The sequence below is a fragment of the Actinosynnema sp. NPDC020468 genome (assembly GCF_040642015.1).
Taxonomy (GTDB): domain Bacteria; phylum Actinomycetota; class Actinomycetes; order Mycobacteriales; family Pseudonocardiaceae; genus Actinosynnema.
The window spans coordinates 71,556-92,045 of sequence record NZ_JBFAEO010000011.1 but is presented as its reverse complement, the minus strand read 5'-3'; the positions used below and the strand labels follow the sequence as shown (position 1 = coordinate 92,045).

The 20,490-nt window shown below is 75.3% G+C and carries 16 protein-coding genes; 3 read left to right on the top strand and 13 right to left on the bottom strand.

The window, feature by feature from the left end:
* Positions 1-4 precede the first annotated feature (4 nt).
* The 8 genes from AB0G50_RS10965 to AB0G50_RS10930 all read right to left on the bottom strand — a co-directional run bounded on the left by AB0G50_RS10965 (position 5) and on the right by AB0G50_RS10930 (position 7,841).
* Positions 5-598 carry a hypothetical protein gene (locus tag AB0G50_RS10965; RefSeq protein ID WP_360105216.1) on the bottom strand — a complete coding sequence of 198 codons (594 nt, stop codon included), beginning with the start codon at positions 596-598 and terminating at the stop codon, positions 5-7.
* Positions 595-2,394: a hypothetical protein gene (locus tag AB0G50_RS10960; protein ID WP_360105213.1), complete on the bottom strand. Its 1,800-nt coding sequence runs from the start codon at positions 2,392-2,394 to the stop codon at positions 595-597. The genes AB0G50_RS10965 and AB0G50_RS10960 overlap by 4 nt, the downstream gene beginning before the upstream one ends.
* Positions 2,395-2,781: 387 nt before the next feature.
* The gene (locus tag AB0G50_RS10955) at positions 2,782-3,969 is read right to left on the bottom strand and encodes a thiolase family protein (protein ID WP_360105210.1); all 1,188 of its coding nucleotides are present in this window, start codon (positions 3,967-3,969) and stop codon (positions 2,782-2,784) included.
* Between the two features lie 39 nt (positions 3,970-4,008).
* Positions 4,009-5,511 carry an AMP-binding protein gene (locus AB0G50_RS10950; protein WP_360105206.1) on the bottom strand — a complete coding sequence of 501 codons (1,503 nt, stop codon included), beginning with the start codon at positions 5,509-5,511 and terminating at the stop codon, positions 4,009-4,011.
* Positions 5,511-6,092, bottom strand: coding sequence for a biotin transporter BioY (locus AB0G50_RS10945; RefSeq protein WP_360105203.1), 582 nt, complete (start codon positions 6,090-6,092; stop codon positions 5,511-5,513). Before AB0G50_RS10945 ends, AB0G50_RS10950 begins: the two co-directional genes overlap by 1 nt.
* A complete protein-coding gene (locus AB0G50_RS10940) occupies positions 6,089-6,721 on the bottom strand; it encodes an energy-coupling factor transporter transmembrane protein EcfT (protein ID WP_360105200.1) in 633 nt (210 codons plus the stop codon). Before AB0G50_RS10940 ends, AB0G50_RS10945 begins: the two co-directional genes overlap by 4 nt.
* Positions 6,718-7,392, bottom strand: coding sequence for an ABC transporter ATP-binding protein (locus AB0G50_RS10935; protein ID WP_360105197.1), 675 nt, complete (start codon positions 7,390-7,392; stop codon positions 6,718-6,720). The genes AB0G50_RS10940 and AB0G50_RS10935 overlap by 4 nt, the downstream gene beginning before the upstream one ends.
* A gap of 38 nt (positions 7,393-7,430) precedes the next feature.
* The gene (locus AB0G50_RS10930; protein ID WP_360105194.1) at positions 7,431-7,841 is read right to left on the bottom strand and encodes a thioesterase family protein; all 411 of its coding nucleotides are present in this window, start codon (positions 7,839-7,841) and stop codon (positions 7,431-7,433) included.
* Positions 7,842-7,970: 129 nt separating this feature from the next.
* Here AB0G50_RS10930 and AB0G50_RS10925 point away from each other — a divergent pair, with 129 nt between their 5' ends.
* Entirely contained in the window at positions 7,971-8,954 is a 984-nt protein-coding gene (locus AB0G50_RS10925; protein WP_360105191.1) for a zinc-dependent alcohol dehydrogenase family protein, read from the top strand.
* Here AB0G50_RS10925 and AB0G50_RS10920 read toward each other — a convergent pair.
* From AB0G50_RS10920 to AB0G50_RS10905, 4 genes are read right to left on the bottom strand one after another with little or no spacing between them, the layout of a single operon-like run.
* Complete coding sequence (locus tag AB0G50_RS10920; RefSeq protein ID WP_360105188.1) at positions 8,951-9,940, bottom strand: iron chelate uptake ABC transporter family permease subunit; 990 nt, start codon at positions 9,938-9,940, stop codon at positions 8,951-8,953. The genes AB0G50_RS10925 and AB0G50_RS10920 overlap by 4 nt on opposite strands.
* On the bottom strand, positions 9,937-10,875 hold the full coding sequence (locus AB0G50_RS10915) for an iron ABC transporter permease (RefSeq protein WP_360105185.1): 939 nt from the start codon (positions 10,873-10,875) through the stop codon (positions 9,937-9,939). Before AB0G50_RS10915 ends, AB0G50_RS10920 begins: the two co-directional genes overlap by 4 nt.
* A gap of 53 nt (positions 10,876-10,928) precedes the next feature.
* Positions 10,929-11,924, bottom strand: coding sequence for an ABC transporter substrate-binding protein (locus AB0G50_RS10910; protein WP_360105182.1), 996 nt, complete (start codon positions 11,922-11,924; stop codon positions 10,929-10,931).
* Positions 11,921-12,544, bottom strand: a complete 624-nt coding sequence (locus AB0G50_RS10905; protein ID WP_360105179.1) for a helix-turn-helix domain-containing protein — start codon at positions 12,542-12,544, stop codon at positions 11,921-11,923. Before AB0G50_RS10905 ends, AB0G50_RS10910 begins: the two co-directional genes overlap by 4 nt.
* 169 nt (positions 12,545-12,713) lie before the next feature.
* Between AB0G50_RS10905 and AB0G50_RS10900 the strand changes: the two genes are divergently transcribed.
* Positions 12,714-13,256, top strand: coding sequence for a hypothetical protein (locus tag AB0G50_RS10900; RefSeq protein ID WP_360105176.1), 543 nt, complete (start codon positions 12,714-12,716; stop codon positions 13,254-13,256).
* Positions 13,257-13,261: 5 nt separating this feature from the next.
* Positions 13,262-16,117: a M48 family metalloprotease gene (locus AB0G50_RS10895; RefSeq protein ID WP_360105173.1), complete on the top strand. Its 2,856-nt coding sequence runs from the start codon at positions 13,262-13,264 to the stop codon at positions 16,115-16,117.
* Positions 16,118-16,120: 3 nt separating this feature from the next.
* On the opposite strand, the gene AB0G50_RS10890 is transcribed toward AB0G50_RS10895, so the two are convergent.
* Positions 16,121-20,413 (bottom strand): hypothetical protein, encoded by a 4,293-nt coding sequence (locus AB0G50_RS10890; RefSeq protein WP_360105170.1) that lies wholly within the window; start codon positions 20,411-20,413, stop codon positions 16,121-16,123.
* Between the last annotated feature and the right edge of the window lie 77 nt (positions 20,414-20,490).

Genomic DNA, 20,490 nt, shown 5'->3' with positions numbered 1-20,490 from the left:
GGTTTCAGCAGTCCTGGGCGGGCGTGGGCGCGAGCGGCCCGTAGCTGCCCTCGATCATCGGGTAGACGTTGACGGTGATCGCCCCGTCGGGTTTGTCCGGTCGGGGGTTGCCTCCCCAGAAGGCCCGGCTCGGCACCACACCGCCGTCGTCGCGGTGCGCGAACCGGCCCAGCCTCGGCAGGACGTCGGTGTTGAACGCGGCGGCGCGCGCCTCGCCGGTCTGCGGTTGGTCGGCCACCCCGAACGCCAGCACGATGCCCGCCCGGCGGCCCGCGAGGTCCGGTTGCGCGAGCCGCGCGGTCAGCTGGTCCTCGACGGCCTTGAGGGCGCCGTCGCGCTGCGGTGACGGCGGCGCGACCAGCAGCGCCGGGTCGGCGGTGACCCGGAAGCACACGAAGACGCTGTCCACGCCCGGCGGCGCGGTCGACGTCGTCGTGGTCGGCGTGGTGGTCGTGGTGCTCGACGGCGCCACGCTCACCGCGCCGCCGGTCTGCGTCGCGAGGAACACCACCACGAGCACCAGCAGCGTGTCGGCGAAGATCCAGCCGACGATGCCGACGAGGTTGGCGCCGGACCGGGTGCGCTTGCGCCGGCTCATCCGGCCACCCGGTCGTCCACCTGGTCCGACCGGGACCACGGCCACCGGCGGCGCGGCACGCCCTGGAGCCCGGTCTGGTCGACGTACTGGACGAACCGGGTGAGCGACTCGACCAGTTCCCGGCTCTGCCGGAGGCTGTGCGCCAACCCCTCGGAGGCCGCCCGCAGGTCCGGCGCGGTGAGCGCGGGCGCGGCCGCCAGGTCGTCCACCGCCCTGCTCAGCGTCCGCGCGGCGGTCGTGGTGGAGCCGGTGAACTCCTCGAGCGCGGTGCCGACCTGGTCGGCCGCGGCACGGCGTTCGGCCAGCTCGCGGTCGAGCGCGGCGAGCACGCCCTCGCGCAGCCGGTCCATCTGGTCCGGCAGCGCCTGGACGGTGGCGTGCAGGGCCTGCTCGACCCGCCGGGCCTCGTCCGCGGTGCGCTTGGCCGCCTGCGCCGCGGCCAGCGGGTTGTCGGCGAGCACGCCGAGCTCCTCGGCCACGACCTCCTGCCGCGCGTGGATGGCGTCCAGCTTCACCCCGAGGTCGCGGACGGCCGCGAGCACGTCCAGCACGCCCTGTTGCGCGGCGGGCAGCTGCCGGTTCAGGCCCTCGGCGCCCGACACCAGCGCCTCGACGCGGCCGCCGAACTCGGCCGTGCTCGTGGTGAGCGCGGTGACCGTCGTGGCCAACCGGTCGGAACCGGCCGCGACCGCGCCGCCGCCCTCGGCGATGTCCCGCGCGGCGCGGGCGAACTCGGCGACCTCGACGCGGCCCCGGTCGAGGGAGGCGGCGAGCTCCTGCCGGGCGCGGGCCAGGTCGGCGGCCGCGGTCGCGTGGGCGGCACCCTCGGCGCGCAGTTCGCCCAGCCGGGCCTCGTACGACTCGCGCAGGTCGCGGTCGAGGTCCCGCACCCCGGTGACGACGGCGAGCACGCCGTCCCGGGCGTCGGGCAACCCGGCGGTCACCTGCGAGAGCCCGGTCACGAGCGAGCCGACCGCGGTCTCCACGTCCCGCACCCGGGTCGCGATCGCCGCCGTCGGGTCCTCCAGCTCCTTCACGCTCGCCGCGATCGCCACGCCGGCGTGCGCGAGGTCGCCGGTGACGCGGGCGAGGTCCGCGACGTTGCGCCGGCCCGTGTCCACGAAGTCGGTCATCTCGCGCTGCGCGGTCACCAGCCGGTCGAGCGTCTGCTGGTAGAGCGGCAGCAGCTCCGCGGTGCGGTCGGCGAGCCGGTCGATCGCGTCGCCGGCGTCGACGTGCACCAGCAGGCCGGCCTCGACCAGCCTCGTCCGCAGCACGTCGACCTTGGCGAGCCGGTCGACCTCCTCGGCCTCGTCGGCGCGGCGCTGCAACCAGGAGCCGAGGACGGAGAACACGATGACGGCCAGGATCGCGGCGGAGTCCAGCAGCGCCACCACGTCCAGCGTGACCCACGTGCGGTCGCCGAACCCGCGCGTCCACATCTGGAGGAACGAGGCGTCCACGAACACGGCCTGCTCGGCGGCCGGCGCGTCGAGCAGCGCCCGGTACGCCTTGACCGCGAAGTAGATGCCGCCCCAGGTGAGCAGCAGCGGCACGAACAGCAGGAGGTTGCGCACCAGCTCGACGTTGCGCGCGATCCGCGCCCCGGCGCCCGAGCCGTCGCCGACCACCACGTCCGGGTCGAAGAACGCGAGCAGGTCGACCTTCCGCCACGACGCGGCGGCCCCGGAGTCGAGGTCGTCGGCGAGCCTGCCCAACGCCGCCGCGCAGTTGCGGTACGCGCCCTGACCGGCCAACTCCCTCAACCCGGCCGCGACCGTGCCCGTCGACCCCAACTCGAACCCCGCTCCCCTTGGCGCGCGAAATAGCCGGACGGCGCCGGGAGAAACCTCGTCGGCACTTCACCGCGAGCCCGTTCCCGAACCGGCGGAACATCCGTCCGCGAATGGTATCGGAAGAATCGCACTCACCTGATCGGAGTCCATCCGGAACAATGCCCGCAAATTGCGGAATTACCGCCAGTGTCGACCCTTGCGGTTTGCGTGACGATATTTGCGCTGGTCACGAGGGTGGCTCATATAAATGTCGGCACTGACCCGACAACAACCCGACGGAATAGCGACAGCGGGGTGCGCGGATGGCCACAGCGGGCGCCGGCGTTTGCCGTCGAATGGGGCCCGGCCGACCGAACCCCACTCGCGTTTTCCGGCCGCGGTGACGCGCTACTCGACCCGTTCGAAGAGCACGGTGAGGCCCAGGCCGCCGGCGATGCCGAGAAGGGCCAGGCCCCGGGAGCCCGGCGCGGTGGGGGTGCGGATCAGTTGGGTGTGCAGGCGGGTCACCAGGATCGCGCCCGAGGCGCCGTAGGGGTGGCCCAGGGCGATCGCGCCGCCGTCGCGGTTCACTCGGTCGTCCTCGATGGACAGCTGGTCCAGCGACGCCAGCACCTGGGAGGCGAAGGCCTCGTTGAACTCGATCGCCGACACCGCTCGCAGGTCGAGGTCCGGGCGGCGGCGCAGGAGGCGGCGGGTGGACTCGACCGGGCCGATGCCCAGCAGGTTCGGGTCGACGCCCGCCGAGGCGCCGTCCACGAAGGCCAGCACCGGGCCCAGGCCCAGGCGGCGGGCTCGGGACAGGCTCGTCACCAGCATCGCGCTCGCGCCGTCGTTGAGCGGGCACGAGTTGCCGGCCGTGACGGTGCCGTCGGCCGCGAAGGCGGGGCGCAGTGCGGCCAGCGCCTCGGCCGAGGTGTCCGGTCGCGGGCACTCGTCGGCGTCCACCACGCCGCGCCGGGTCGGCACCGGGACGGTTTCGGCGGTGAAGCGGCCGGCGGCGGCCGCGGCGACGGCACGGCGGTGGCTGCGCAGCGCGAACGCGTCCTGGCGCTCACGACCGATCCCGAACGCCCGCGCCACGTTCTCCGCCGCCTCGCCCATCTCCGGGTCGCCGACCGAGTCCGGCGCGAACCGGGCACGGGCGTAGAAGCGCGGCACACCGGTGGGTCGGGCCGGTCGTTCCGCCCGCCACGGCGCGGTGCTCGTGCTCTCCACGCCACCCGCCAGGTAGCACTCCCCCGCGCCGGCCGCGACCAACCGCGCGGCCGTCATCACGGCCTCCAGCCCGGACCCGCACTGCCGGTCCACGGTCACCCCGGGCACGCTCACCGGCAACCCCGCCGTCAACGCGGCAAGCCGTGCCACGTTGCCACCGCCACCGGCGGCGTTGCCGATCACCACGTCGTCCACCTCGCCCGGCTGGACACCGGCGCCGGCCAGGACCGCCCGCAGCACGGGCGCCAGCAGGTCCTCCGCCCGCACGCCGGCCAACGTCCCGCCCGCGCGCCCCACAGGCGTCCGCAGGGCCACCGCCACGACCGGACGCCGGTCGTCGGACCACGACTCGACTGCCATCACCGCACTCCTCGGGCTCGACCGGGTCCAGCATGCCCGTCAGGCAGGCAACGCCACGAGCCGGCCGTCACCGGCCGCGAGCCACTCCTCGACCCGGGCCCGGACGATCTTGCCGCTGGGCGTCAGCGGCCAGTCCCGCACGACGAACACCCGGCGCGGGATCTTGTGCCGCGGCAGGTGGTCGGCGCACCCGCGCCGCACGTCGGCGGTGCTCAACGCACGCGCGCCCGGCCCGGACACGACCGCCACCAGCACGGTGCCGAGGTACTCGTCCGGCAGCCCGACCACGACCGCCTCGTCCACCCCGTCCAGCCGGCGCAGCGCCGTCTCGACCTCGCTGGGGTAGACGTTGTGACCGCCGGTGATCACCATCGCGCCGGCCCGCCCGACCAGGTGCAGCTCGCCCGCCTCGTCCAGCAGGCCGTGATCACCCACCGTGGCCCACTCGCCGTCGGTGCGGAACGCCGTGCCGTCGTCGCCCCACACGTACCCGGAGCTGACGAGCGGGCCGCGCACGTGCACCGCGCCCGGCACCCCGGCGGGCACGGGCCGGCCGGCGTCGTCCCGGATCTCGATCTCCACGCCGGGGAACGGCGTGCCGACAGCGTCCGGGTCGTCGTCGGGCAGCGCGTCCGGCGGGGTGTGCCGCACCGTCACGAAGCTCAGCTCCGACGCGCCGTAGTACTCGTGGACGTGCGCGTGGGGCAGGTGCGCGCGGGTCCGCGCCACGGTGGCCGGGTCGAGCTTGGCGCCGCTGCTGACCACGCCGGTCACCCCGGGGTAGGCCGCCGGGTCCGCGTCCAATTCCCGGTTCAGGCCGCGCAGCATCGTCGGCACGACGACCAGCCGGGTCACCGCGCCCAGCTCGGCCCGGGTCGCGGCGGCGTCGAACCGGGGCAGGGTGGCGAACGTGGTGCCCTCGTGCAGGGCTTCGACCAGCGCGTAGAGGCCGAGGCCGTGCGAGAGGGGTCCGGGCGCCAGGGTGTGGTCGCCGGCCGCGAGCCCGAACACGTCGCCCGCGTGGGCGAGGCTCGCCCGCCAGGTGCCCCGGGTCCGGGAGAACGCCTTGGGCACGCCCGAGGTGCCCGACGTGAAGCCGATCAGGAACGTGCTGCCGGGATCGCCCGCCACCAGGTCCCGCGCCGGGTCCGCCTCCTGGCCCGCGAGCCACCCGGCGTACGAGCCGTCCTCGCCGACGGTGAGCACCGGCGCGTCGACCGCGACCGGGCGCGTCGTCACGACCAGGTCGGGTCGCAGCAGGCGCAGCACCTCCCGCGTCCGCGCGGCCGGCCACGCCGGGTCGAGCACCGCGCACACCCCGTCGCCCGCCGTGCCGCCGACCACCAGTTCGGCGAACGTCGGCGAGTTGCCGACGTCGATCGCGAGCAGCGGCCGGTCCCCCGCCAACGCCCGCAGACCCGTCGCGACGGCCGCGGCGCGCGCGGCGAGATCGGCGTACCCGAGCCGGAACCCGCCCACCCGGAACGCGGTGGTGCCGGGCCGCAGGCGCGACCAGGTGAGAACCCGTTCGGCGACCGGCATCACTTCACCGGGATCGGGTAGGCCCGGCGGACGCCGTGCACCACCAGGCCCGCGACGACCGCCTTGACGAGGTCGCCGGGCACGAACACCAGCCCGCCGACGAACGCCTTGCCCAGGGTCAGCCCGGACGCGAGCCACAGCCACGGGATGCCGATCAGGTAGACCACCAGGATCCCGCCGACCACGCACGCCGTGATGTAGCCCGCGATCTGCGCGCCGCGACCCCGCAGCCGCAGCACCCAGTGCTTGACCAGCAGACCGGTGACCAGCGCGCCGAGGATCCAGCCGACCACGTAGCCGCCGGTCGGGCCGAGGAACACCCCGACGCCGCCCCGGCCGCCCGAGAGCACCGGCAACCCGATGAGGGTCAGCAACGCCACCAACGCGCAGGACAGCGCGCCGCGCACCGGTCCCAGGGCCGCCCCCGCCAGCATCACGCCCAGCGTCTGGAGCGTGATCGGGACCGGCACGACCCCGATCGAGACGGGCGGCACCAGGCCGAGCGTGACGATGATCGCGGCGAACAGCGCGATCATCACGACGTCTCTCGTGCCCAGCCCGGATTCGTTGCGCGTGCTCATGGCGTGGTCTCCCGCCCTGTGGGGTGAGGTGGTGGGTAACAGCGGGCGTCGATGGCGTCCGCGATGGCGTCGGCGGACTTCAGCGTCCGCACGATCAGCGGCACGACGAGCGCGGCGGGGTTGGCCCGCAGCCCCCGCGCGGCCTGCGCCTCCCGGATCTCCAGGTAGCCGCGGTGGACCTCGGGCACGAACCGCAGCACCAGGGACACGCCCAGGCTGATCTTGGCCGGGTTCGCGACGCCGAGCCTGGCCAGCGGCGCCGTCAGCCGCTCGAAGAACTCGAGCAGGTCCGCGGCCCGGGTGCTGAAGGTCACCGCGAGCGCGAGCAGGAGCAGCGCGAGCAACCGGAACAGCACCACGAACGCCGTGTGCACGCCCTCGAACAGCGCGGCCGCCGCGAAGATCACCGCGAGGGTGATCAGCAACCCGGTCAGCTGACGCCGCAGCGCGGTCGCCGGCGGTCGCACGGACAGCAGCAGCCCCGCGCCGACGGCGGCGGCAGGCCCCAGCACCAGAACGCGGTCGGTGAGGAACAGCGCGATGCCCGACGCGAACAGCACGCCGAACTTCACCGACGCCGGCAGCCGGTGCAGCGGGGTGTTCCCGCGCACGTACAGGGAGAGGTTCACGAGCAGTGCTCCCGGTACCAGGCCACCGCGGTGGCCGGGTCGGCGTCGCACGCCACGCGTCCCTCGTGCACCACCAGCACCCGGTCGAACCCGTCGAGCAGGTCCAGGTCGTGGGTGACGACGACGGCGGCCTGCGCCATCCGCCCGATGGTGTCCCGGATCAGGTTGCGGTTCCGCAGGTCCAGCAACGTGGTCGGCTCGTCGAAGACGACCAGCTCCGGCCGCATCACCATCACCGCGGCGAGCGCCACCAACTGCTTCTCGCCGCCGCTGAGCAGGTGGCTCTGCCGCTCCGCGAGGTGCCCGATGCCGAACTCGGCGAGCGCGTCGGCGACCCGGCCCGGAATCGCGGCCTTGGGCACGCCGAGGTTCTTCACGCCGAACGCGAGGTCCTCGGCGACGATCGGGAAGACGATCTGGTTGTCCGGGTTCTGGAAGACGAAACCGACCTTCGACCGCACCTCGCGCGGGTGCTCGGCGGTGTCCAGCCCGGCCACCCGGACCGTGCCGCGCCCCGGCACGACGAGGCCGTTGAGCAGCCGGGCGAACGTGGACTTGCCGGAGCCGTTCGGGCCGATGACGCCGATCCGGCGCTCGGTGAGCCGCACGGTCACGTCGGTCAGCACGGGACGGTCGTCGTAGGACACGTGCACGCCGTCGAGTTCGAGCACGGGCGCGACGGTCGGTGCGGGTGGCTGTGCCGCGCCGGTCATGCGAGCGGGCCGCCCGCGGTCGCGCCCAGCGCGGCGTGGACGTGCTCGGGCACCGGGGTGGAGCGGCGGGTGGCCGGGTCGACGCACACCCACACGACGGTCGCCTGCACGGCGGGCTCGATCGCGCCGACGGTGCGGACCTCGGCCTCGAAGGTGAGGCTCGCCCGCCCGATCCGGCCCACCCGGGCGGTGACGTCCACCACGTCCTCGAAACCGATCGGCGAGTGGTAGAGGACCTCGACCTTGCGGACGTGGTAGGCGAGATCGGAGGAACGCGGGTCGAACTTCTCGGCGAGTCCGTTGTCGCGGAGGAACTCGTTGATCGCGTCCTCGACGTAGGCGACGTAGCGCCCGTTGTGCACGTTGCCGTGCATGTCCACGTCGGAGAAGGAGATCCGGGTGCGCATGTGCCTGCCCTCCCACGGGTGCTGCGGCGCGCACGCCGGGGCGCCATCGGGGATCGGAAAGCGGCGGGCGCCCCATTGTCCGGTGGCCTTCGGAGTCTTGTCCATATGATGTCGGACGACTTCCCGGAGGTGCGTTTGTACAGGGCGATCGCGCGCTCGTTCGGCCCCGCCGCCGACGTGGTGGAGGTGGAGCGCTACCAGCCGCCGACGCCCGGCGCGGGCGAGGTGCTGGTGCGCATGACGGCGGCCACGGTGAACCCCTCGGACCTGGTCACGATCTCCGGTGCCTACCGGTCGCGGACCACGCTGCCGCTGGTGCCCGGCTTCGAGGGCGTCGGCGTGGTGGACCGGCTGGGCCCGGGCGTCATCGGCCTCGCCGTGGGCGACCGGGTGCTGCCGATCGGCACGGCCGGCGCGTGGCAGGAGGTGAAGCCCACCGAGGCCCGGTGGTGCTTCCCGGTCCGCCCGGAGTTGACCGACGAGCAGGCCGCGACCGCCTACATCAACCCGCTGACCGCGAAGCGGATGATCGACGAGCAGGTCCTCGTCCGGGACCGGCCGCGGGTCGTCGTCAACGCGGCCGGGTCGGCGATCGGGCTGATGCTGTCCCGGATGCTGCGCCGGCTCGGCGTCCACCCGGTGGGACTGGTGCGCGGCGACCCGGACCGCCCGGAACTCGCGGACCCGGCCTGGTCGGCCGTGCTGAGCACCGCGCGTCCGGACTGGCCGGAGGAGGTGCGGCGGCTCACCGGCGGTCAGGGGCCGGACGTCGTCTTCGACGCGGTGGGCGGAGAGGAGGGCGAACGGCTCGCGCTGGGGTTGCGCGCGGGCGGGTGCCTGCTGCACTACGGCCTCCTGTCCGGTCGACCGCTCCCGTTCGACCTGCCCGCCCGGCGGCCGGACGTGACGATCCGGCTGTTCCGGTTGCGCGACTGGGTGCACGTCGCCGACCGGGCCGAGTTGCGCCGCGCGCTGGACGAGGTCGGCGGGCTGGTGCTGGGCGGCGAGGCGGCCAGTCGGGTGCAGGGCTCGTTCCCGCTGGCCGACATCACCACCGCGATCCGCCGCAGCGTCGACCGGGCGCGCGCCGGCAAGGTGATCATCACCCCCTAGCGGCGCAGGACGAGGGTCAGCGCGAGGTAGCCGCCGCCGAGGGTGACGGTGAGCGCGCCGACGGGGAGCTGGGTCGGCGCGAAGAGGTGGGCGGCGGCCCAGTCGGCCACCCCGAGCAGCACCGCGCCCACCAGCGCGCCGGCGGTGATCGGGTGGCCGCGCGGGAGCAGCGGGCGGGCCAGGTGGGGCGCGGCCAGGGCGATGAAGGCGATCGGGCCGGCGATGGCCGTGGTGACGGCGGTGAGGCCGACGGCGCACGCGATGAGCAGCGCCCGGCTGCGGGTGACGGGCAGGCCGAGGCCGGTGGCGACGTCGTCGCCGAGCGCGAGGATCCGCAACCTGGTGGCGACCGGGTAGGTGAGCGCGGCGAGGGCCGCGAGGGTGAGCAGGGCCGGGGTGGCCTGCTTCCAGCGGAGGTTGTCCAGGGTGCCGGCGGCCCAGATCGACCCGGTGGCGGCGGTGGCGGGGTCGGTTTTGTAGACCAGCCAGGTGTTGACCGACGTCAGCAGGGCGCTGACCGCGATGCCGGTGACGATGAACCGCCGTCCGGTCAACCCCGATCGCGCCGTGAGCACCGTGACGAGCGCCGCCGTGGCCAGGCCGCCGAGCAGCGACGCGGTGGCGAGGGTGGCGAACCCGGCGGCGGGCACGGTCAGCAGCGCGAGCAGCACGCCCGTGTAGGCGCCCGTGTCGAAGCCGATCACGTCGGGGCTGCCGAGCGGATTGCGGGTCAGGGACTGGAAGATCGCGCCCGCCGCGCCGAGCGCGGCGCCGAACGCGAGGGCGGCCAGCACGCGCGGCAGCCGCCAGTCCACCACGACCGCGGTGGTGAACGGCGTCGCGGACCCGGTCAGCGCGTCCCACACCTCGGTCGGGCCCAGCGGCAGGTCGCCGACCGCGAGCGAGGCGAACAGCACCACGGGCACGACCGCCGTGAGGGCGCCCCACCGCCACAGCCCTTGCGTCATCAGGTGACGCACCGTCACCGCCCCCTTCTCGACAGCACGATCAACACCGGCGCGCCCAGGGCCGCCGTCACCACGCCGACCGGGATCTCACCCGGCCACAGCGCGACCCGCGCCAGGGTGTCCGCCAGGAGCACCAGGGCCGGGCCGACCACCAGGCACGCGGCCAGCACCCGGGCCGTGCCGGGTCCGGTGAACGGGCGGACCGCGTGCGGCACCATCAACCCGACGAACGCGAGGGGACCGGCGACCGCCGTCGCGCCGCCGACGAGCAGGGCCGACGCGGCGGCCGAGGCGGCCCGGACCAGGGTGGGCCGGGTGCCCAGGCCGCGGGCCAGGTCCTCGCCAAGGCCCAGCGCGTCCAGCGGGCGCACGAGGCCCGCCGCGAGCAGCAGGCCGGCGCCGAGGAACGGCGTCGCCACGGCGAGCACGGCCTGGTCGGGCGCGGCGAGGGAGCCCGCGGACCAGGCGCGCAGGGCGTCCAGCGCGCGCGGGTCGAGCAGCGTGATCATGGACCGCACGCCCAGCACCGCCGTGCTGAACGCGATGCCCGCGAGGATCAGCCGGGACCCGTCGCCGCCGCGCAACCCCAGCAGCAGCACCAGGATCGTCATCACGGCGGCGCCGGCGATCGCGGTGAGCGCGACGCCGAGCGCCGAGTGCAGGCCGAACGCGCTCATGCCGACCGTGACGAAGAAGGCGCTGCCCGCGCCGACCCCGAGCAGTCCGGGGTCGGCGAGCGGGTTGCGGGTCGTCGTCTGCATCAGCGCTCCCGCGACGGCCAGCGCGACGCCGACGGCGAGGGCGGCGAGCGTGCGCGGTGCCCGCACCCGCCAGAGCAGCGTGAGCACGTCACCGTCGCCGTGCCCGCCGAGGGCGTCCAGCAGTTCGGCGGGTGAGACGGGGCGCGAGCCGATCAGCACGCTGCCCACCGCGACGACCACGAGGACGAGCACGGCCGCGGGGGCCCCGAGCGGTCGCGCCCGACCGAGGCCCCCGCCGCGCGGTGTCACCGGGTCGGCACCAGGGCCAGGCCCGGGCGGAGCCGGTCGAGCAGCCACGGCACGGCGACCACGTTCGGGTCCTGGAGCGCGGTGGCCACCTCCGCCTCCAGCGGCACGTACCGGGTGGACATGATCGGTCGGGACGCCACGGTCGGCGCCTTCTCGAAGGCGTCCCGGAGCGCGTCGGACTGGTAGGTCATGAACAGCACGCCCGCGTCGTCGAACAGCGGCGCCTGCTCGAAGCTCACGTCCACCGCGCCCGGCACGGAGCCCTTGCCGCCCAGGCCGGCCACTGCGGGCAGCGCCACGAGACCGAGCCGGCGCAGGAACCGCGCGGTCACGTTCCGGTCCTCCACCAGCATCACCACGACGCCGGCGCGGGCCTGGCCGTACAGGTAGGTGCCGCCGTCCAGGTTCGGCAGCTCCTTCTTGACCTCGTCGATCGCGTCGGACGCGGCGGTGACGAGCTTCCCGGCCGCCTCGACCTCGCCGAGCGCGGTGCCGATCCGGGTCGCGGACTCGTCGCCGGTGGCCGCGTAGAGCGACTTCTCGTAGGTCACGACCGGCGCGATGTCGCCCAGCTGCTCGTACTGCGCCTGGTCCAGGGTGAACGCGGCGGTGGCGAGGATCAGGTCCGGCCGGGCCGCGGCGACCTGCTCGACGTTGACGCTCATCGGGTTGACCCACGTGACGTCGGCGGCGAGCGGCTTCGCGTAGGGCAGGTTCCGGTCGGCGTCGGGGCGCGACAGGCTGCCGAACGACTGGGGCGCGACGACGACCTGCGCGCCCAGCGCCGAGGCGAGCGCGACGTCCGCGTAGCCCAGGGCGGCGATCCGCTGCGGCTTGGCCGGGATCGTGACGTCGCCGTACGCGTTGTGCAGCGTCACGGGGAATCCGCCGCCGGTCGGCGCGGCGGCCGGTGCCTGCTCGGGTGTCGAACAGCCGGCGAGCAGGAGGGCGGCGACGACCGCGATCGCCGTGCCGGGTCTGGAGGTTCTCATGTGCTCTCTTCCGGGGAGGGGGTGCGGAGGACGGAGGCCGCGGTGCGTAAGACGGCCGCGGCGGACGCGGTCGCGTCGAGCTCCGCCCAGCGCTCCACCAGACCCGCGACCACCGGCACCGAGCCGTCGAGGCCCAGCCGCACGCCGACGTCCACCGGGCCCGTGCTCCCCCGCCGGGCGTGGGTGACCGTCGCCTGACCCAGGACCGCGGCGAACATCTGCCGGTAGAACAGGAACGCGCGTCCCTCGTCAAGCCCGGCGGCGAACCCGCAGGACAGGAACTCCTCCGGGAACCGCAACCCCGCCGGGCTCGCCAGCCGCCCGGTCGAGATGAGCCGGATCATCCACGGGTGCGCGACCAGGAAGTCGTGCAGGCACAACGCGGTCGCGACGGCCCGGTCCACCGGGTCCTCGACCGGCGCGGGGAAGACGATGCGCTCGGACACCCGGCCCACCACGGCCAGCAGCAGCCCGTCCCGGTCCGCGAAGTGCCGGTACAGCGCCATCGGCGTGACCCGCAGCCGCGTCGCCAGCGCGCGCATCGACAGCGCCGCCTCGCCGCCGTCCGCGATGACCTCCATCGCGACGTCCACGATCTGCTCGCGGTCGAGCTTGCTCACGACTCCCCCAAGGTTAGGCTGACCTAAGTATACGCGTATACCTCGCGGCTCGGAACTCCCCCTCCGGTTCAGCCGATGGGGTGCATTCCGATCGACCCGGGCCGCGCACGGGGGTGGACCCGGACACTGGCTCGCACCAGAACGGGACCGATCGCGGGAGGACCGGACGATGAGCACAGCTGCGACCTCACCCGGAGAGGGCGCCGGCACGGCGGCTCCGGCCAGGGTGCGCGACGTGGTGCGCGACGTGGTGGCCGAGATCGCCGCGGAGGAGTTGCCGGTGGTCGACGGGCTGGCCGCGCTGGACGACGCGACGGCGCTGCGGCACCTGACCGACCGGAGCCACCGCCGCGAGCCGCTCGGGTTCGGCTGGGAGAACCTCGTGGTGCTGGTGACGCCGGTGGTGTGGCTGGTGGTGGACGAGGCGGCCAAGCGGGCCGCGGGCTCCGTGGTCGACGCCGGGGTCAAGTGGTCGAAGTCCTTGTGGCGCAAGGGTTCCCGACGCAAGGCCGAGGAGCTCGCGGTGCCGCCGCTGAACGCCGACCAGCTCGACCAGGTGCGGCTCCGGGTGCTGGAGGAGGCCGAGCGCCAGGGTCTGCCGGCGGACCGCGCGGAGGAGTTGGCCGCCAAGCTCGTGGACCGGCTCGGCCGGATCGGCCTCGAACCGCCCCGCGCGCCCGAGGACGAGGCCGACCCGCCGGCCGGGTCGTAGCGCCGATGGCGATCGGGTCCGCGCCGCGCCGGGTGGACGAGCGGGTGCTGGGCGCGGGCACCACGACGCGGTTCGTGCTGTTGATCGTGCTGATGGTCGTGGCGAGCGGCGTGATGATGGCCGACGTCCTGGACGGGCTCTCGGGCTCGCACGACATCGGGTGCGTGCTGGCGGGTGGCGGGGACCCGGACGCGGGCATCAACCAGGTCCGGGTGGTGCTGCTCCGGCAGTCCGCCGCCTACCAGGAGTGCGCTGACCTCGCCCGGCCGGCGACCGCGTGGTGGGTCGTGCCGGTGTGGCCGGTGCTCGTGCTGCTCGCGGCGGCCCTGCTGTTCCGGGTGATCCCCGCGCGCCGGCTGCGCCGCGTCGTGCCGCTGGAGGCGGTGGACCGCGGCGGTGTCACCGGCCGGCTGGTGGCGGAGGCCGCCGAGGTGGCCGGTCTGCGCCGCCCGCCGCGGGTGGTGGTGGACCCGACGGCGGTGGCCTCGACGGGCGCGACGGCGTTCGGCAGCGACCGGCGACCCGTCGTGTCCCTGCACAGCGGGTTGCTGGTGCTCGCCGCGACCGATCCCGAGCGGGTCCGGGGCGTGCTGCTGCACGAGTTGGCGCACATCAGGAACCGGGACATCACGCTCACCTACGCCACCGTGGCGCTGTGGCGGGTGTTCCTGGGCGCGGTGCTGATCCCGTACGCGGGCTGGCTCGTCGTGGCGGTGGTGTCCCCGTCGTGGTGGTCGGGCGATCAGGCGGTGCTGGCCCGCGGCGCGCTCGTCGTCGCGCTGATGGTCGTGCTCGTGCACCTGGCGCGGGCGGACGTGCTGCGGGGTCGGGAGGTGTGCGCCGACCTCGCCGCCGCCCGGTGGGGCGCGTCCCACCGGACCTGGGCCGGTCCGACCCCGGAGCCCGCCGGGCGGTGGTTCGCGCGCGCCTTCGACGCGTTCCGCGAGCTGTGGCGCACCCACCCCCGCAAGGACCGGCGACGGGCCGCGGTGGTCGACGACACCGGGCCGCTGGTCGGCGCGGGCGCCCTGGCGATGTTCCTCACCGGAGTCGCGGCGACCCTGGTGAACTCCCAGGCGCATTCCGCCTTCGGGTACTTCCCGGCCCGGGGCGTGGCGCTGGGCCAGGTCCCGCCGCTGCTGTCCGCCGGGTTGGTCGTCGGCGTGGCCGGCACCGCGCTGTGGCGGGCCGTGGCGCACGCCGGCGCGACCGGGCGGCGCGCGCCGTCGGGGCTGCGGGCCGGCGCGTGGCTGGGGCTCGGGCTGGCGTTCGGCGAACTGGCCCAGAACCGGGTCGCGGTCGCGGAGTGGGTGCCCGTCCACCCCGAGGCGCTGCTGCTCGTGGTGGTGGCGGGCGCGGCGGTGGTCTGGTGGATCGGGCAGTGCGCCGACCTGTGGACCACGACGCGGCGCGGTCGCGGCACCCGGCTCGCGATGCTCGCCGCCCTGGGCACGGCCGGGTTGGCGCTGTGGTCGTGGTTCGTGTGGTGGCAGGACACGGGCGTCCTGTACGCGAGCGAGTGGCCGTTCGCCGGCTCCCGGATCCGGGAGGTGCTCGCCGCCGGGCTCGGTGGGCCGAGCGGCGATCACCCGGTGCTGCTGGCCGCGGTGGCGGTCGGGATCCCGGTGCTGCAAGGGCTTTCCGCGCCACTGCCGGTGCTCGCCGCGGTGGGCGGGTTGTGGGTCGTGCCGCTGCTCGCGTGGGCGATCCGGCCGGCGGACGGCGTGCCGCGGTGGTTGCGCGGGACCGTGGACGACCTGGGCGGCGTGGCGGTCCGGCCGTCGACGCCGGCGCTGGGTCGGGTGCTGCTGCCCGGGTTGCTCGGCGGCGCGCTGACCTGCGGCGCACTGGTGGGCGTGCAGGCGGGGTTGCACACCTGGTGGCCGTTGGCGCCGGGTTCCGGCGCGCTGTACGCGTTGGCCCACCAGGCGTGGGTGTTCGCGGTCCTGGTCGCGGGAGTCGTGGTCGCCGCGGTGGCGGCCGCCGTGCCCGCCGGACCGCACCGGTTGCCGGCCACCCTGGTCGCGGCGGAGGTCGCTGCCGTGGTCGGCTTCACCGGGAAGCTCCTGCTGGCGTCCGCCGACGGCTGCGTCGAACCGCTGACCGTCCTCGGGACGTCGTGCACGCCGCACCTCCTCGGCACGGGCCTGGAGTTCAGCGTGATGCTGGGCTCGCTGGTGGTGATCGGCGCGGTCGTCGCGTTCCTCACGGCCGGCGTGGCGACGGTGCTCTCCCGGCTGCGGCCGGCCCGGCGGGTCGTGCCGAGGCGCGACCCGGTCGGTCGGGGCGCGTTCACCACCCGGCGCGGCGTGATCGGGGTGCTCGCGGCCGCGGCGGTCGCGATCGCCGGCACGGGGGTGTGGCAGCAGGCCGCCGCCGGCGCGTCCGGCGGTGAGGGCGGGGTGGCGGGGTTGTTGGCGGTCGCGGCGGACCGGCCGGTGCCCGAGCGGACCCGGCGGGCGCAGCTGTACGCGTGGTTCACCCGCGGCGGCGACGGGTTGATCCGGCGGGTGAGCGAGAACGAGACCCGGGTGGTCACGGCGGTGGAGGGGATCGGCGACACCCCGACCGGGGCGGCCGACCTGTCCGCGTTGGCGGACGCGTGCGCCGAGTTCGAGCGGATCGCGCGGGACGCGGAGCGGTACTTCGAGATCCCCGACCGGGAGGCCCAGGCGCACTGGGTCGACTTCCTCGCGGGGGTGAAGGTGGGTGCGGGCGACTGCGTGCGGGTCGTGGCGCGGCCCGACCACCGGGTGCTCGGTTGGGAGCAGGCGCTGAGCCGGTCGCTCGACCGGCTCACCGCCGCGCTCAGGTCGGCGGACGCGGCGGTGGCGCGGGTGACGGACGTCGTGGTCGGGTGAGCGCTACCCGCACGGCGGCCGGTAGTCCCGGCCCGGCAGGTAGTGCTCCCACTGCTCCCGGGTGATCGGATCGCCCACCGCGGCGCACAGGCCCGCGACGATGGCGGCCGGGTCGGTGTCCCACAGGTCGACGCCCGCGCCGCCGCGGACCACCGCGAGCGTCCGGCCGTCCGGGCTGAACGCCAGGTCGTAGAAGGACACGTACTCGCTGCCCGGCAGGTAGAACTGCCGCACGGGCGCGCCCGACACGTCCCAGACCTCGGGTCGGGTGTCGGAGTTCGACCCGCTCCTCGACCGGGCGATCAGCGCGAGCCGCCGGCCGTCCGGGCTGAACGCCAGCCGACCGCCACCGCTGCCGGTGCCGACCACCGCCCGGACCGGGTCGCCGATCGGCAGGTGGTCCCGCACCGGCCACACCCGCAGGGTTTGGGTGGTGTCGAAGGCGATCAACCGCGAGCCGTCCGGGCTGTAGGCGAACTCGGTGCTGAGCCCGGGCGGCAGGACCTTGCGCCACAGCTCGGCCGGGTGCTCGGGGTCGGTGACGTCCAAGGAGCGCAACTGCTTGCCCGCCTCGGGGTCGAACGACACGGTCGCGACGTCGCCGTGCACCTGGAGGGTCAGCGCGACGCCGTCCGGTGAGAAGGCCATCCCCCACACCTCCAGCGGCAGCCGGGCGATCTGGCGCGGCTCGGTCGGATCCGAGATGTCGTAGAGCCGCAGGCTCGGCGCGACGAGGTTGCGCGCCGCGAGGCCGTTGACGTCGGACACCGCGAGCAGGGGTTCGGTGGGGCTGAAGGCGATGTCCCCGATGCCGTTGTCCAGGTCCTCGATCACCGCCAGGGGCCGGGCACCGGCGGGGGCGGTGCGGCGCAGCGCGACCCCGACGGTCTTGCCGTCCGGCGACACCTCGGGCGCGGCGAGGAGTCCGCCGTCCGCGGTCAACGCCAGGGAGCCGCCGGTGAGCGTGCCCGGCGCGTCCGTGGTGGTGAGCTTCCTCGGGCGGGTCACGTCCTCGACGTCCCACAGGGTGTTGACGCCGACGTTCTGCACGGCGATCAGGTCCCGGCCACCGGCCGCCCGGTAGTCGAGTCGACCGCCCGTTCCCGGCTCCGGGCCCAGGAAACCCTTCGCGCCGGGACGGTACGGGTTGGACAGGTTCCAGACGTGGACGCCGATCGCGGTCGCCTGGAGCAGCCGCGGGCCGGTGGGGTCGAACACGACGGGACCGGGTTCGCGGTCGATGAGGTCGGTCGACGTGGCCTCGGTGAGCACGCCCGGGTCGCCCGCGTAGGTCAGCACGTGCCAGTGCCCGTCGCACACGGCGACCAGGTGGTCGTCGTGCGGGCTGAACGCCAGCGAGGTCACGTCGTCGCCGCTGCACGGTCCGACCGAGTAGCCGTCCTCCCTCCGGTAGGGGAGCCGCTCGGGCGAGCGCGGGTCGGTCAGCCGCCACACCAGCGGGTTGCCGAGGTCGGTCCCGCCGGGCTCGGGCGCCACCGCCGCGGTGGCCAGGAGTCGGCCCGTGCGGTCGAACGCCACCCGGTGCAGGGGTTGCCGGGCCTCGCCCGACGACGGTTCGTGGGCGGCTCCGACCAGGTCCGCGACCGGAGTCGGGTGGGCGGCGTCGGCGAGGTCCCAGATCCTGACCTTGCCGTCGGCGCTCGCGCCGGCCAGCAGCCCGCGTCCCGGCGCGACGGCGAGCGAGTCGACGCGCGAGGTGTAGCCCTCCACGGGGGTCAGGGCGCGGGGTTCGGCGCGGTCGGCGACGTCCCAGACCTGGATCCCGCCCGCGGCCGTGCCGCCGTAGAGGGTGCGGCCGTCGTCGGTGAAGGCGAGCGAGGCGACCACCGAGGGCATCGGCGTCTCCGCGGTCTGCCGGGGGTTCGCCGGGTCGGAGATGTCCCAGAACCGCAGCACACCGGACCACGCGCGCGCCGAGTCGAAGTCCGCCGCCACGAGCCCGGTGCCGTCCTTGGTCACCGCCACCGCGCCGGTCAGCAGCCGGTCGATCCGGCCCGCGCCGTCCCGGCCGCGCAGCGTGACGCCGTCGGTGGTCGCGATCACCAGCACGCGACCGTCGCCGGCGGGCAGGAGGTCGGTCACGACCTGGCGGTCGGCGATGACGCCGGGCAGGCGCTGGGCGGCGAGCATGGCGCGCTCGCCGGCGTCCGGCGCCAACCGGTAGGCCAGCACGCCGAGTTGCTTGGCCAGGCCCGGTTGGCGGTCGCGGACGTCCTCGGACTCGGCCGCGAGGAACCGGGCCAGGTCGTGGTCGCGAGCCCGGGCGGCCTGCTTGCCGAACACGACGGCACCGGTCAGGCCCGCGGGTGCGAGCAGCGCCAGGAGGGCCAGCAGGGCCACGAGTGCCCGCCGCCGGCCCGTCCGACGCCGCTCGCCGCGCCAGGACGCGTCCAGGAAGCGCGCGGTGCGGGGGTTCAGGTCGGCCGCCCGGCCCGGTGCCGCCGCGGCGCGCAGGTTCGCCGCCGCGAGCCGGTTTCCCCGGTACAGCAAGGACTTGTCGTGCCCGGCGCGCTCCCAGTCCACCGCGTCGGCGGTGATCCGGCGGCAGGCGTGCCACCAGTCCCGGTCGGCCTCGAGCCACTCCCCCAGCCGCGGCCACGCGTGCGGCAGCACGGCGTGGCCGATCCGGACCACGTCCCGCTCCGAGGTGAGCAGTCCCGCCTCGGTGAAGGCGTCCACGACGCGTCGCCCGGCAGGCACGTCCGGCAGCCCGGCCACCAGCGTCGCCGCCTCGACGGCCTCGACCGGGTCGCCGTCACCGGTCCGGACCAGTCGGGGCAGCACCCGCCGTGCCGCCTCCCGCTCGACCGCGTCGAGGTCCCGGTACACCTGCTCGGCGTGCGTCCCGATCGACGCGACCGGGCCACCCGCGGCCCGATAACCGGCCACCGTCAACACAGTCCCCTCGCGGCGCGTCCACGTCGCCCACAGCACGTGGGACAGCGGCGCGAGCTCCTCCACCTCGGCCAGGACCAGATCCGCGAGGCCGTCCTCCAACTCCAGACCGGCCGCGGCCGCCGGTTCCTCGATCGCCGCGCGCCGCTCGGCGGTGGTCATCGGCTCGACCGGGACGCGGTGGTCGCGCGGCACCCGCGCCCACTCCGGGAGCCGGTCCACGTGGCCGTCGAAGCCGGCGTCCAGGGCCGCCACGACCCGGGACCGTTCGGCGAGGGCCGTGAGCGCCCGGACGAACGCCGCGCGCTCCGCGGGGTCCGAGCAGCGCGTGAACAACTCCTCCAGGCGGTCCACGAGCAGCACCAGCGGCCCGTCGACCAGGTCGACCACCCGGTCCGGCTCCTCGCGCAGCACCTCGACGGCCCCGGGCTCGGCGTCCAGCGCCGAGACCAGACTGCCCAGCGGACTCGGGCCCGGGGTGATCGACCGGCACGTCGCCACCTCCCGCAGTCGCGCCTCGACGCCGGCGTGCAGCAGCGAGGTCTTCCCGGAGCCGGGCGGTCCCACCAGCACCGCGAACCCGGCCGCGCCCACCAGGCTCTCGACCACCCGCTCACGCCCCGCGAACACGGCGGCGTCCTCGACCCGGAACGGCCGCAGCCCGCGGTACGGGGCCACCTCCCCCGCGGGCGTCGGCACCGCGCGGCCTTCCACCGGGTTGTCCGCGAGGACGAGGGCGTCGGCACCCGCGTGCCGCCGCGGCACCGGCGCGTCCTGCTCCAGCGCCTGCCGGAACAGCGCGTCGTGGACCGAGTCGAGCGTGAGCCGCCGCGGACCGCGCGGGTCGCCGTGCACCAGCAGGTCGAGGAACACCCCGCTGAGCACCGGCCCACCGGCGGACACCGACCCGAGCAGGTACACCCCGTCGGGCACCGCGAACCGGGCCACGTCCGCGCCGTCGGTGACGCAGTCGAGCACCACCGCCACCGACCGCGCCCGCCCGGCGCGCACCGCCCGCACCACCGAGCCGACCGACAACGCCTCGTGCTCGGCCATCCCGTCCGCCACCGCGCCGGTGTCGGCGGCGGCCAGGTACAACTCGCCGTCGCCGTCGACCACGCACCGCCCGACGAAGTAGACCAGCAGCACCGACTCGGCCGCCCGCGCCTCCTCCACGACGATCCGCGCCGCGCTCCGCGCGTCCGCCGGGTCGAGCACCGCCCGCACCCGCTCGGCCGCGACACCGCACCGTTCGACCAGAACCGTCCGCAACTCCCGAAAAGCCCGCACCACCGAGTCCGCGACCACCGGGTCCGCACCCTGGTGGGAGGCTGTGCCGATCAGCAGGACCCGCACGCCCTCGCCGGACAACTCCGCCACGGAACCCCTCCGACCGCCATGGACCACCTGCCGATCAGGAACGACGACCACCGGAACCGGATACGTCCGCACCGGGT

What these genes read in the sequence shown, in the direction of transcription:
- AB0G50_RS10895 (WP_360105173.1), top strand. Translation starts at nt 13,262, where the DNA reads ATGGCGATCGGGTCCGCGCCGCGCCGGGTGGACGAGCGGGTGCTGGGC.
- AB0G50_RS10945 (WP_360105203.1), bottom strand. Translation starts at nt 6,092, where the DNA reads ATGAGCACGCGCAACGAATCCGGGCTGGGCACGAGAGACGTCGTGATG.
- AB0G50_RS10930 (WP_360105194.1), bottom strand. Translation starts at nt 7,841, where the DNA reads ATGCGCACCCGGATCTCCTTCTCCGACGTGGACATGCACGGCAACGTG.
- AB0G50_RS10955 (WP_360105210.1), bottom strand. Translation starts at nt 3,969, where the DNA reads ATGGCAGTCGAGTCGTGGTCCGACGACCGGCGTCCGGTCGTGGCGGTG.
- AB0G50_RS10965 (WP_360105216.1), bottom strand. Translation starts at nt 598, where the DNA reads ATGAGCCGGCGCAAGCGCACCCGGTCCGGCGCCAACCTCGTCGGCATC.
- AB0G50_RS10910 (WP_360105182.1), bottom strand. Translation starts at nt 11,924, where the DNA reads ATGAGAACCTCCAGACCCGGCACGGCGATCGCGGTCGTCGCCGCCCTC.
- AB0G50_RS10950 (WP_360105206.1), bottom strand. Translation starts at nt 5,511, where the DNA reads ATGCCGGTCGCCGAACGGGTTCTCACCTGGTCGCGCCTGCGGCCCGGC.
- AB0G50_RS10900 (WP_360105176.1), top strand. Translation starts at nt 12,714, where the DNA reads ATGAGCACAGCTGCGACCTCACCCGGAGAGGGCGCCGGCACGGCGGCT.